Origin of the sequence: Novipirellula galeiformis (assembly GCF_007860095.1) — a bacterium.
Taxonomy (GTDB): Bacteria; Planctomycetota; Planctomycetia; order Pirellulales; family Pirellulaceae; genus Novipirellula; species Novipirellula galeiformis.
In genome coordinates this window covers 633333-646870 of record NZ_SJPT01000005.1, presented here as the reverse complement: position 1 = coordinate 646870, position 13538 = coordinate 633333, and the positions used below count along the sequence as shown (strand labels likewise).

Sequence of the window (13538 nt, the reverse complement as noted above, 5' to 3'; positions counted from 1 at the left end):
TAACGAACCGTTTTCGTCTAATCTCGTAGCCAAGTCGAACTCAATCGGGTTATCCAAGCGAGAAACATCGACGAGCGATTGCTCGTGACGGGTTTTTTTGGGCCCACGCTTCCGATTGCTTATTATCTATTCTGTTTCGACCACCGTCATTCTCGAAAACGCAGTCCCGATTGGGACTGCGTTTTTTTGTTTGCCATCGTTGGGTTTGTGTATAGCTTAGCGTGTTTCTTGTTTCACCGCGGGTTTGCATCACCGCGATGTTCACGATGCCGTGGCTTGGCGTGCTGTTGCTTGACCTGCCGTGGCCAACACATCGGTTGTCGCTTGGCACAGATATTTTTGTGCCGCCTGGGCGACCGCTTGCTGATCGACCTTGCGAAAACGCTCAAGGATTTCGTCGGTGCTGGCGTATTCTTGGCAAATTAACCATCGGCTACCCACGCTGGAAAGCCGGTTGCTGGGTCGCTCGCTTTGCATGATACAGCTTGCGGTTGCTTTGTTAATGGCCTGGTTCAGTTCGTCGCGGGTGACACCTTCGGCGGCGGTGCGGCGAAGCACGTCCTGCATCCATTTTCGGTTCGCATCCATCGCATCGGGTTCACAGACGAGATAGGCAAACCACGCCCCCGTGTCGGTGAACTCTTGCGGCCAGATCGTGGCCGCTTCGGCACGCCCGGTATCGATCAAGTCCCAAAACAAGCGACTGCCTCCTTCGTCGCCGACGATCGAAGCGAGCATCCGTGCGGCGTAGCGGTCTTCGCTGACCATGCTCGGCCCAGGGCTCATCTGGACAAAATAGGCCTGCGCCGCGTCCTCGATCTCGAGTTCCCCATCGAGTGCGATCCCGGCGGGCAAGGTGGACACGTCATCGGGCTTGGGTTCGGGGGGGTGCGGACGATCCGACCAAGCGCGGGTTTGCGTTTCGACCGCCGCAACCAGCGCATCGAAGTCCACGTTTCCGGTGGCTGCCAACACGATGTTTTCACCGCGATAACGGCGGTTGAAGTAGTCACGCATGGTTTCGACTCGCATCGACTCGATCGATTCGCTCGTTCCCAGCACGCGACGTCCTAGCCCGCGAGGAGTGAAGTGCCTTTCCATCACACGTTCAAACGCGCCAAAGGGAGGTTGGTCCTCGTACTTGGCAATCTCTTCCAAGATCACTTGGCGTTCGGTTTCAAATTCGCCTGCGTCCAACGAAGGACTCAGCATGTCCGTTAACAGTTCCACGATCCGATCTTGAAACTTCGGCAGCACGGTTGCGTAATAGACCGTTTGTTCTTCGCTGGTGTAGGCGTTGCTCTGGCCCCCAAGCTCATCGAGCTCGCGATTGACATCTGCAGCGCTACGTTTCGCAGTGCCTTTGAACATCATGTGTTCAAGGAAGTGGCTGAGCCCCGATTCGACATCGGTTTCGTTTCTGGATCCAGCGCGAACAAAGTAGCCAAATGCTGCGGAGTAGCATCGGTTATCGATCTCCGCTGCAATGCGAAGACCGTTGGCAAGCGTGTGGTGTCGGAACTGAGCCATATTCAATGCGGGATTAGGGATAGGCTAGAGAAAGCTTGGGTGGATGAAGGAGCGTTGCCGATCCGATTTGGATTCGAGCGTGATGGCATCGCCCCCTTTGCGATCGTGAGGGGGCGCCGGCGAAACGCGAGGTCATTTTGGGGCGGAGAGCGGTTTGGGCCCGAGCGTCACGATGCGGTAGTTCGCGGGACGGTGGGCTAACCAATAGTCGCGGATCTCTTCGAGCGAGAGCGATTCGATAATCTGCTCAAGTTGCTCCGTTGAGAGCACGCGTCCGAGTTGAAAGTAATCCGAAGCGATCGACGAGGCACGCGAGGCGCTCGATTCTTGCTCCATGATCAAGTTGCTTTGGATCCGCACTTTCCAACGTTCCAGTTCATCGACGCTCAAGTCGTCAACAAATTGATCAAACTCACCCAAGGTCACATCCAAGGTTTGCTGAGCGCGTTCGGGGGTCGTGCCCGCATAACCAAACACGGCGCCGAGGTTTTCGAGTGAATGGCAGCCCGCCGTGATCGTGTAGCACAATCCGCGTTGTTCGCGAACGCGATCAAACAGCCGGCTACTCATTCCGTCGCTAAGAATTCCAATCGCGGCGCGTAACTTGAAATACTCGGGGTGCCCAAAGGGGATTCCGTTAAAGGAAAAGCCAATGTGCGTTTGACTCGATGGCGAATCGATGTGCTCTTGGCATGCCACGCCCTCAAAGGGGGCGGAAGGAACAATGGCACCCGACTTCCAATCGCCAAAATTCTCATGGGCCCAGCCCAGCACTTGATCGATGTCGAGCTTTCCTGCAACCGCCAAGATCGCCCCGTTGGCATGATAGTGAGACGTATAGAAGTCACGAATGCTCTCGGGAGTCATCGCCGCCAAGCTCGGTTGCGTGCCGTGGCTGTTGCGTCCGAGTCGTTTGCCGTACTGCAATTCACGCAAGCGAATCATCACACGTTGGGTCGGTTCGTCTTCGATCGCACGCAATTCCTGCATCGCCATCATTTTGGCGTCTTCGAGCTGGTCCGACGGCAAGTGGGGACGCCGCACGATATCGGCGTAGAGCTTGAGGGCTTCGGGAAGCGATTCCGCTGGCATCGCCCCGCCGTAGGAAACCGTCGACGTGGAAACCCCCGAAGAGCGATCGATACCGAGGTTATCTTGGATCGCAACTAGGTCGCGGCTGCTATGGTTTCCAGCACCGCGCTGGACCATTTCGCAAACCATCGATGCGAGCCCGGCATTCTCGTCCGTTTCCGCGTTCACCCCGGCGCGTAAGGAAAGCGAAAACGCGGCTGTTCGCAGCCAAGGCATCGATTGAACGAGAACCGCCATGCCATTATCAAGCTTTTCGATACGGATGGTTTCGGTCGAAGAAGACAACGTATTCAGAATAAGCCCTTCAAGGTGAGTTGAAAAAGTTTGCGACGCGGCGCCTATCTCGACTGGGATTCCCAGGCCGAAAAAGCACTGTCCGAAAGAGCGCCATCAGCCTCCGCTGCTAACGCCATTTAGGTTCGAGCCAGATCGATGGAAACGACATCGACCGTTTGTACTCGACCAATCAAAGTGTGAACAAGGGCGTCGTCGATGTTGATCTTCAAGAACTGCCCCGCTTGGCGGCGATTGCCATCGAAAACGACGATGCGGTCACAGGGGGTGCGACCCACCATCTGCACCACATTCGCTTCGGGGTCGGATTTTAATGCCTTTTTGCTCGGCCCTTCGACCAGCACTTCGACGACGCTGCCCACCAATTTCAGATTGTCTTCCTTGGCGATTGCATCTTGGACCGCCAGCAACTCGTTGTTGCGACGCACCTTGACCTCGTGAGGAATGTCGTCCTCGAGTCGCTTGGAAGCTTGAGTTCCCGGACGCACGCTGTATTGGAAGATGAAACTGTTCTTGAATCGACAACGCTCAATCAACGCGACCGATTTTTGAAAGTCCTCTTCGGTTTCACCACAAAATCCGACGATGAAATCGCTGCTGACCGACGCTTCGGGGATGATCTTTTCAATCCGCTCGAACATCTCCATGTAGTCGGCGATCGTATAGCCGCGTTTCATCCGCTTGAGTACCGCGTCCGAACCGCTCTGCGCGGGGACATGGAGATAAGGAGAGCATTTAGGCAAATCACGCACCGTCGTTAACAGACGTTCGCTCATGTCCTTGGGATAGTTCGTCACGAATTTGATGCGATCGATCCCATCGACTTCGTGCAGTTCTTCGAGTAACGCCGACATGTCGGTGGTGTGATCGCCGTCGCGGTAGCGGTAACTGTTGACCGTTTGCCCGAGCAACGTAATCTCGCGACAACCCTGTTCGGCCAAAATACGGGCTTCCGAGAGGATTTGTGCGGGCGGACGCCCCTGTTCCGGACCGCGCGTGTTGGGCACGACGCAGTAGGTACAGAATTTGTCGCAACCAATTTGGATTCTCAGGTAGGCCTGGAACGGAGTCGGCCGCATTGTCGGGTCACGCAACGGATCAAACGTCTCGTGGCTGCGCGCGATCGTTGCCTGGGATCCCTCGGTGCGGGACAACGAAACGGCCAATTGGCGACCTTCCCCGCGATCAATCCGCTGCAGTAATTCAGGAATCGTGTGCAATTGTCCGGGGCCGACGACCATGTCGACGTAGGGAGCACGCTTGAAGATCGTTTCCTGGTCCTTTTGCGCCATGCAGCCCATCACCCCGATCGTTTTGCGGGGGTCGTTTTCCTTGGCGACGCGGATCTTGCCCAATGCGCTATAGATTTTGTCTTCGGCATGCTCGCGTACGCTACACGTGTTGTAGAGCACGCAATCCGCATCGAGCGGCGAGTCCACGACCGAGTAACCGTGTCGCTTCAAGTCGGCGATGACCATCTCGCTGTCAAGCACATTCATCTGACAGCCAACGGTGTGGATATATACTCGTTTGCTCATGTCTACTTTGATTTCTTCTTTTCGGGCGTGTCGATCTCATCTCGGCTGCGCTGGACAAAGGATCGCAGAGCATCGGTCAGTCGGGCCCGACGACGATGGAGTCCTGAGAACAATAGCATCGCCGCGATCAACGAAAATACGAGCCACAGAATGGTGGGCGGCGATATTAGAAACTGGCTGAATGCTGCGAACATGCCATTAAGATACCCGTTTGTCTATCCCGTGCGGTAGCCATCTTCGGCAACCGATCAGGCTCGAGGGAGCCGTTTTTTACGGTTTATTGCCCGAAATCAAGGCGATGGCCAAAAAAATACCGGTGAATCGCTCTCAGAATGGCACGCCCCGGAGAGCCGCTTTTCGGCTTTCCTTTGCCAGCGAAGCAAAAAATAGCTGCCAGCCAAGCCATTAATATCCCGGCCGGCTAATGCCAATCGCGACCCACCGTGGCGAAGGCGCCGCGGGTCCGCAGTGGTTTGGGGGGGGACACGGCAGCCGGGGGGACACCGCCCAAATTTGCGATCCGATTTGCGATCGAAGCGAGTGGACAGGGGGCTCGACATTGTAAAACCCCGTCTATCGACCGACGAAGCTCTTGTTTGCGGGTGAAATGATTTGCCCCGACAACGACATCCAATCGCCCTGGGTTGGGTCATCCCGGTTGCTGATTTCGACATAGCCTTGTTCGTCGAAATAAAATCGGTGTGGTTTAGCATCCGTCGCCAACTTCAACGTGACTCGAAAGGTGTTCTTGACTCGCTTGACCGGTTCCACCGCCGCCACCAAGCCCGGCGGAGCCACTTTGCGGACCACCGCATCGGTGACGATATTTTCGGTTCGAAAGCGAACAAAAAAGGACCATTCCCTTTTATCCCCCACTTCCACGGTGCCGAGGTCTAGCCCGCTCGCGTCGAGTTCGGGGCCGTGGAAAATGAGTGGCTTTCCGATCGTTCCGCGGATTGGCAATTCCATCCACTCGGTCGCCTCGGTTTGGGTGTCCAAGACACACACGCGAACCTGTTCTTGAAAATGACCGGTGTGTTTTGTTGGCGCGCGATAGTGAATGTTGACCTTGTATCCACAGCGTCCCTGGAGCGGGCTGAGGTCGAGCGGATCGGCTGGCTCGGTCGCGACTTGGATTGCTCCAGAGGAAGATTCTGTCTCGAGGATCACAAAGTCTTCGAACACCTGGCTGTACAAGATGCACGAGGCTTCGATCGCTCGATGGGCACTGCCTTTGAGATGGACCAAGTCGCTCGAGCTAACCGCCCATCTTGAACGAACCCTGCCGCGGACCTTCAACTCGATGCGTGGTTTGCTGGGATCATTCGTTTCAATCAACGCGGTCTGTTCGTATTCGTCGCTGAGATCCTCGCCGACGTTCCAGACCAGCGTCACGGGGCGAGATTCACCCGGCGGAACAATCCGGTCCTCGATCGTTGCCACCGTACACTTGCAACTGCTTCCCACTGAGCTCAGGACGAGATCATCTTGACCCTCGTTGTGAATCAAGAAGTCGTGCTTGGCGCCTGCGGTTCCAGGGGCCAGTAAACCAAAGTCGTATTCGCTTTGTTCCAGCTTCGCGATTGGGTTTTTCCCTAGCTTGGCTTCCGCGATTGCTTGGCTCTGCTTGGCAAGCTTCCTCAGGATCGTGTCATACTCGGATCGGCGATGGTCGGGGACTCCGTAGGGTTTGTACTTGATTTGCGATCCGATCGTGAGGGCAAGCGAGCAGGCAAGCATCATCCCCAGGCAGCCCAAGAGGATGCGTGGACCGGTGGAACGAAGTGTAAACATGGGGAGAGGATCCGGGATTCAAGCAAGAGAGGGTGTGAATGGAATGAGCGGGAAGGAGGGCTGGGGATCGACCCTCGCTCCTTCCCGCTTTTGGATGATGGGGCACGTCGTTTTTCACGCCCGTTTCCCGCCGCAGCCGGATGTTGGCCGCGAGTTCCTTTGCGACTTCGATCGGCTTTCTTTAGCAGCGAACCGATTTAGTTATTTTCAAACGTTCCCTTGAGGGTGGCGGAATCAATGAACAGTCCATTGAACATTTCGTTGGGCATCAATTCCACTTCGCTATCGGCGTACCCGCTGACTTGCGGGTTGTTGGCGATTCCGCCGCTGAATTGGAAGCCTGGGTTGAGGTACCCATCTGCGTTGCGTCCGTCGTAGAACTGTTTGACCGAACCGTCTGCCATCAAGATGTTTGCGATGCCGCCGTGCAGTGCGAACCAATCACGCGTGTCTTGAAGGTAGAGGTTGTTGCCGCCCTTCCCGGTAGGGCCCATGCCGGAGGTGAAATCAAAGCACTTCGCGATTGTTGCTCCCCCTTTTTCACAAGCCATTTGGGCACTGATCGGTAGCGAAGTGTCCGCTCCACCCGCGGCGTTTTGCTTCGCCAGCTCAATCGAATCGCTGCCGTTCACGTAGGCGGGGCCGTCGTTGAACGCTTCGGTCAACAACATTCCCTGGGGCAATAGTTCTTCGCCGTTGCTGTCGGTGATCGAGACGGCCAAAACCGCTTCGTCGATGTCGCCGGGGCCGGCATCGCCAAGCAACGCGATGCTCGACGAAGGAATCCGGCTGCCGTCAATGATTGACAACTGGATCGGCCCGTAGGTGCCTTCGCGTTGTTTGAAATCACGCTGGCTTGCCGAACGGGTGTTCAACACGATGCTGGTTCCGGTTCCCGAAGTCAGCGGCGCGTTACGGACGAGGTGGTATCCGGCAGCGTAGTTCGTGTTATAGCCCTTTTCGATAAACTCGACACCGATGTATTGGGCTCGGATGTCAGAGTTGGCTGCCAGCGCAGGAGAGGAACCAAAGATTTGTCGGCAGGCGCCTTTGTTGAGCCGTGCCGGTGAGGTTCCGTTGCCGTTGGTGGTGTCGGTGCCCACCAAGTCGTTCAACTTCTCGGAGCCCTTGCCACTATTGCTCGGGCAAAGCATGTCCGAAGGCAGAGCGGAGCCCGAGTTGACCAAGTCGGCGACCCAGCCATAGGTGTCCATGCATCCATCGCGTCGGTAGTCGCTCGCACCGGTGCAAAGGCGGCCAACCTGGTCTCGCTCGGCATAGGTCAAAAGACCGATGCCAAATTGGCGAAGATTGTTCGAGCACGTACTGCGGCGAGCCGCTTCGCGTGCTTTGGCCAGTGCGGGCAGTGCGAGCGCTGCCAAAATCGCAATGATCGAGATGACAACGAGCATCTCGATGAGAGTAAAACCGCTTTTTGATGTCTTCATTCGTAAGTTTCCTTGAGGATTTTGGGATCGCATCGGAGTGATGCGTCCAGTGACAGGGCTAAATTGACAGGGCTAAATTGGCGGAGCGTGGTGGCGTCGTCGCCCGTCTCCGCGGTGGAGAGGTTGAATACCAAGCACATCAGCGGTTCGTGCCTGACGCTTCGCGATGAGATTTCAGATGGTTAAGGTGATTAGCGTTTGCTTGAGTTGCAGACGTCGATTTCGCCGCTAACGAATTCGCGTTCCACGCTCGATTGGCCCTCCTTCTAGTAACGAATCCAAAATGAGATTGATCCGTGGCATCAATTCTCGCTGCCTTTGGAGTTGAGCGAGTAGTAGCTCGACAGCAGGCGTTCGGGGGCTTCGACATCGCTGCTGGTCCAGTAATGGGGGTGTTGGGTAAAGCCGTTGTTGAGATAACCATCTCGATTGCGGTCCGGAATCGCTTGAATCGAACCGTCGGCCATTAATGCATAAGCGACGCCTTGATGCAGCGGAGCGATGCCCCGGTAATCTTGCCTTGTTTTGTGGTTCCAGATCCGCAACCATCCCGAGATGCCTGCGCGTGGAGTGCCGCTGCGAATACGGGGGACATCGAGCCGTTTCCAGTCCGTGCCATCGCTGGTGGCAACGGGTTGTCCTACCATCGAAGTGGCATACAGCGAGCTTTCTGGGATGGTTTCGCCAATCCCGGTCTCGAGGAATCCGACCGCTGCCGCATCGCACAGCAACGGGATCGTGCTGGCTGGAGCCTTGCCCGAGTCGACTCGATTTGTCGCCAATGGCCCGCGAGTCGTGTAGCGACCACGCGTGTCGTTGACCAGATCTGTGAACGCGCTGCTGGTGGATGCGTTCCTGCTGGCCTCGCTGCAAACCGGTTGATTGACGCTGGGATTACCGTTGTCATCCAAAGTGAACTCGGTGCGAAAGAGAAACCAGGTTCCCGCGTAATTGGTGTTGTAGCCTTTTTGGATCAAACGTCGGTCGATCAGATCGGCGCGACCGGCAAGATCCTTTACGGATTTTTCGTCGATTTCACGTGCGATGTTCACGATCCGATCCCCCATCAAATCTTCGTACGGTTCACTGCCAAGTCGACGGTCTTTCAGGCAACTAAGGCAAGGCGAGCAGCCCGCGAATTTCGATAAATTAAATTCGCTGATATCCATCGTCAGCAATTGCTGAATCGCCGTGGATGCCTTGGCGGGATTCGCCGGGCATCGCATCTCGCCCACCAAAACGCCGCGATCAATTAGATTCGCAACCCAACCAAACTCAGTCGGCACGCCATCACGCTCGTAGTTGAAGTCTCCCGAACAAAAGGTCGAATCGGGGGACGTGATGGTGCGGGACGTAAGCCCCACGCCAAACTGTTTCAAATTGCTTTGGCACTGCGTGCCTCGGGCTGCCTCGCGAGCTTTGTTGATCGCGGGTAACATCAATGCGGCAAGCACTCCGATGATCGAAATGGTCACCAGCATTTCGACTAACGTGAATGCTCGGGGCGCTCGCATCGTCTCGCGTGATGTCAACGTTCGGTGATGGGGCATCTGCGGTTCTCGGTGGAGTGGTGCCGGCTTGCAAGTACAGGTGCAAGTTCATGTCGCTCGCATCAGAATCGAGCGAGATGAAGGCAACATGGCTGCAAGGTTAGCGTTGCGTTAAATCCGGGTGGTTCGTTGGCCACCATTTGTCTCTGGTGTCGGCGAACGCACCTGTTTGCACGAGCTCGCGTGGGGCATTCCCGTTCGAGGATGAGCGGGGGAAGTCAGAATCGGAGTCTGGATCCCGTTTTGATGCGTTCTCGATGCAGGGTCCCGGTTCAGTCCGATAAGGTTCATTCGCTTGCTCCGGCGTTCCGCTAAGCACTGCGGCTGGGAACGTTGCGGCTCAAGCGTCGTATGACGCCTTGGTCGCCAACGGGTTGCTCATGCGCTGGGGGCCGCATCCCGGCGGGGTTCTTGGTAAAGTGGGGGTCTCGTTTCTTGCGACTTCCCAATCCTCCCGCCTCGATTTAACTGCGAAAGCTCTGGACATTTCGGATGAGTGACATGAACCTTGCTCGTTTCCCTGCAAACGGCACTCGCGAGTCACTCGTGCTGCTGCAACTCGAGCGACTCAATGCGCTATTGGCAGTGGCTCGGACCCGACCGTTCTATGCCGATCGACTCAAGAACGTTTCGTTGCCGTTGACCTCGCTCAGACAACTTCGTGACATCCCCCTGCTGACCAAGGCGGACTTGATTCCGCAGTCGCGACCAAGTCCCGCGGCTATTTTTGATCTGCCCCTCACGCAATACACCCACATGCATCAAACCAGTGGGACCCGCGGTTGGCCGCTGCCGGTGCTCGATACGCAAGCGGATTGGCAATGGTGGATTCGCTGTTGGCACTACGTTTTGGATGCCGCCGAGGTGACGGCCGAAGACATTGCCATGATGGCGTTTTCGTTTGGTCCTTTTATTGGATTTTGGACTGCGAATGATGCAATGATCGATCGCGGCGCACTGTGCGTCCCGCTCGGAGGCATCTCGAGCGAATCACGCTTGAAGATGATCGACGACTACGGGTGTACCGTGTTGTGCTGCACTCCCACCTATGCATTGCATTTGGTGGCGACCGCTAAATCGATCGGCATGGATCTAACCCGAAATCGCGTTTCACGCATCATCGTTGCCGGTGAACCGGGCGGATCGCTGCCCGCGGTGCGCAGACGGATTGAGGAAGCCTGGGGCGCGGCGCTTGTCGATCATGCGGGCGCGAGCGAACTCGGCGCGTGGGGATTCGGCAGTGCGGATGGGCGGGGGCTGCATGTGATCGAATCGGAATTCATTGCCGAAGTGCTCGACTTTGGGGGCGACGATCCATCGGGCACGGAGGTTGCCGAGGGTGAAATGGGGGAATTGGTGCTCACGAACCTGGGGCGATTCGGCGGGCCGGCGATTCGCTACCGCACCGGTGACATCGTGCGTGCCTATCGCGATCACGATCAACCCTCGTCCTTTGTTTGGCTCCAAGGCGGCGTTATCGGGCGCGGCGACGATATGATCGTGATCCGCGGCGTGAACATCTTTCCCAGCAGTATCGAGGCGATTCTTCGCGAGTCGAACGAGTTGGCGGAATATCGAATCAATGTCGAACAGATCGACGAAATGGACCAGTTGCACATCGAGATCGAAGGCACGTCGCAGCAGGCGGCGGAGATCGCCCAGTTGCTGCGAGATCGAATCGCGTTGCGGGTCCAGGTCACCCCGGTTGCCATCGATTCGCTGCCTCGTTTCCAAGCGAAATCTCGTCGTCTCGTTGACCAAAGAACCCGCCAAGGGTAAACCGTTAGCACGATGAATACCTCCGAAAGCAAATCGCTGCCCGATGAACCTGATCTGACCCCCCTCGCGATCTCCCGAGAGGGCGAGTCGGTGATCCAAATTCAATGGAATGATGGCACCAGCACGCGGTGGACGGTGAGCCAGTTGCGAGCGGCGTGTCCGTGCGCGACCTGTCGTGAAAAAAAGCGGGGGCAAGAGAAAAAAGAAGCATCCAAGGCCTCGCTCAGCTTGCCGGTGCTGAGTGCCGCCGAGGCCCGACCGCTACGCATCGAATCGATGCGTCCGGTGGGCTCCTATGCCTACCAAATCGCCTTTAGCGACGGTCACTCCTCGGGCATCTTCCCGATTAAGTTGTTGGCCAACCCGCTGGGCTAATTCCCTTGCTGATGCCTAAGATGACTCGCGTTCGGGCAGTAGGAAACAGATCACTTCACGATCGTTTCGCACGATCAAATGGCGGCCTGCGATCGTGGGCACGTTCCATGTTTTCGAGTCGAGGGCGGATAAGCGGAGCAGGACCGAATAGCGATCTTCGTTCAGCTCGACGAACAGAATTTCGCCCGTTTCATTCTGAACTACGATCGTATCCTCACACACCAAGATCTGGCCTTGACCGGACCGTTCGCCACGCGGTTGCTGCCAACGCCGTTTGCCGTCGTCGATGGCGACCGCTTCGAGCGACCCATTGCTTAATGCGTACGCCGTTTCGCCAACGACCACGGTGTCGGCGAACTTGGTTTTGAGAATGCGTCCGGAGCGCCAAACGGATTGGGCGTTCCACGTTGCATCCGAATCCCGTTTCACCTCGGCAAGCGCACTCCCACCACCGTAGCCTTTGCCAACCAAAAAGCGGTTCACGCCCGCCGGAGTTACGGTCGAGCAATTCGCTGAGGTGTTGGTTTGGCCTGGCCATTCGATGGACCACAGCGGGAATCCGTCTTGGATCCGATGGCCGCTAATGGTCGTCTCGTTGACCGAAACAAGCTGGCGTTCGCCTCCCAGCGTCAGTGTGATCGGCGAGGCGTAGCTGATTTGGTCTTCGCCTGCGGTCCAGCGAATCTCTCCGCTTGCGGCGTCAAAGGCGATCAGACTGCGACCCGATTTGGCCAAGTCGGACGGCGGGATGGCGGGATCACGGGAGCCGCCAAACGGAACCACACACAATCCGTCCACAATCAGCGGAGATGCGGATCGTCCCCACGGAATGGCCGTCTCGGATTGAGTTTGGTTCCATCCAGCGAGTTCGAGCAGGTCGGCTGTCCAAATTTCTTCGCCTGTGTTCAGGTCGATGCACCAAAGTTTGCCGGTCGCTCCGAGCGCGTAGACACGATCGCCCACAATCGTGGGGGTCGAACGTGGACCGATTCCGCCCAGCGGATGCTCATGCCTCGCTTGATGGTTCACTCCCCACAACAGCGATCCGTCCCCCAATCGATAACAGCTGACGGACTCGATTTGGTCACGCTGTTCCAACGTAATCGCCCGGTCGTTGGCAATCGCGAATCCGGACCATCCTTCGCCGATGCCTTGGTTCCATAACACCTCGACCTCCGCTTCACTGCGGGGGACCTGGAAATGGCGTTGGGCGATAAAACCGGTGCGATTATTTCCAAGAAATCCGCTCGATCCTTCCAGTGCAACGGTACTCTCAGACTCCTCGAGCGGCGTTAGCGTCTGGAGCGATCCGGTCACTAGCGAAGGTCGCTCCGGTTGATTCCCGTTCCAAAATCGAGGCTTGAATTGAGGCATCATCTCGCCGCTAAAGCCATCGAAGCGAATCAGCGTTGCAAGCAAAGCGGTGACCACCACGACCGCAATGGGAACCAGCAACCGATGACCGTGATTCTGTGCCAAACGAAAAAGTTGGGTCAGCAGGATCAGCAGCGCGACCCCGATCACGCCAAACGAAAACAGGTTCGCGTTCTGGTGATCACGTTCGGAAACGAAACGCTGGAGCAGATAGACCATTAAACCGGCAACGATGGCAACCACCGTCATCCGCAGCAGGTAGTTGGGTTCGCGGTCGATCACGCGCGCCGACGCGTCATCAGGTTGGGAGGCGTTGTCGCTTGGTGGTTCACTTCCAGCCGCGGGGTCGGGGGAGGCAGCTTGATTCGATTCGGTCACAACGAGGCCTAGGACATGGGAAGAAGGGGCCGCAGCAGAAGACGAGGCCCGATTCTCGTTCATTGTAGCGATCCGATCTATAGCAGCGTCTGGATCACAAAGGCCATTCGTCGTCGTTTTCGACAACGTTTGCAGCGATAAACCGCAGAACAGAAAAAACGTTCGTACCATCGACGCGGAACCCGGCTCATCTCGCATTTGCAGCCGGGGCAAGGGATCTCAAACGCAATCATTTTTCTACTCCGTTCGCAACTCAAAGGCATGTCGTAACGAGCTTCCCCCCATTGGAGTAGTGTGTGGAGGTGGTTTCAAGGCACTAAATGGATGTGCACCGTAATCGCTATCGAAGGAGATGTTGCGGAAATTTAAACGCCGTTAAGAGAGGT

At 56.6% G+C, this 13538-nt stretch carries 9 protein-coding genes; 2 read left to right on the top strand and 7 right to left on the bottom strand.

The annotated features are described in order from the left end of the window. Positions 1-261 precede the first annotated feature (261 nt). From Pla52o_RS16580 to Pla52o_RS16550, 6 genes are all read right to left on the bottom strand, one after another. The gene (locus tag Pla52o_RS16580; RefSeq protein WP_146595688.1) at positions 262-1530 is read right to left on the bottom strand and encodes a M16 family metallopeptidase; all 1269 of its coding nucleotides are present in this window, start codon (positions 1528-1530) and stop codon (positions 262-264) included. 132 nt (positions 1531-1662) lie between these two features. Continuing rightward, complete coding sequence (locus tag Pla52o_RS16575; protein ID WP_231612401.1) at positions 1663-2907, bottom strand: M16 family metallopeptidase; 1245 nt, start codon at positions 2905-2907, stop codon at positions 1663-1665. A gap of 128 nt (positions 2908-3035) precedes the next feature. Continuing rightward, a complete protein-coding gene (gene miaB, locus Pla52o_RS16570; protein ID WP_146595687.1) occupies positions 3036-4454 on the bottom strand; it encodes a tRNA (N6-isopentenyl adenosine(37)-C2)-methylthiotransferase MiaB in 1419 nt (472 codons plus the stop codon). Positions 4455-5027: 573 nt separating this feature from the next. Continuing rightward, positions 5028-6248, bottom strand: a complete 1221-nt coding sequence (locus Pla52o_RS16560; protein ID WP_146595685.1) for a DUF1573 domain-containing protein — start codon at positions 6246-6248, stop codon at positions 5028-5030. 197 nt (positions 6249-6445) lie between these two features. Continuing rightward, positions 6446-7696, bottom strand: a complete 1251-nt coding sequence (locus tag Pla52o_RS16555; protein WP_197169287.1) for a DUF1559 family PulG-like putative transporter — start codon at positions 7694-7696, stop codon at positions 6446-6448. A 302-nt stretch (positions 7697-7998) separates the two neighbouring features. After that, positions 7999-9246: a DUF1559 family PulG-like putative transporter gene (locus Pla52o_RS16550; RefSeq protein WP_146595683.1), complete on the bottom strand. Its 1248-nt coding sequence runs from the start codon at positions 9244-9246 to the stop codon at positions 7999-8001. Between the two features lie 492 nt (positions 9247-9738). On the opposite strand from Pla52o_RS16550, the gene Pla52o_RS16545 reads away from it, so the two are divergent. Together Pla52o_RS16545 and Pla52o_RS16540 are read left to right on the top strand one after the other, a co-directional pair. Then, the gene (locus tag Pla52o_RS16545; protein WP_231612400.1) at positions 9739-11025 is read left to right on the top strand and encodes a phenylacetate--CoA ligase family protein; all 1287 of its coding nucleotides are present in this window, start codon (positions 9739-9741) and stop codon (positions 11023-11025) included. Between the two features lie 12 nt (positions 11026-11037). Next, positions 11038-11400, top strand: coding sequence for a DUF971 domain-containing protein (locus Pla52o_RS16540; protein WP_146595681.1), 363 nt, complete (start codon positions 11038-11040; stop codon positions 11398-11400). A gap of 15 nt (positions 11401-11415) precedes the next feature. Here Pla52o_RS16540 and Pla52o_RS16535 read toward each other — a convergent pair whose 3' ends face one another. Beyond that, a complete protein-coding gene (locus tag Pla52o_RS16535) occupies positions 11416-13215 on the bottom strand; it encodes an outer membrane protein assembly factor BamB family protein (RefSeq protein ID WP_231612399.1) in 1800 nt (599 codons plus the stop codon). Positions 13216-13538 lie beyond the last annotated feature (323 nt).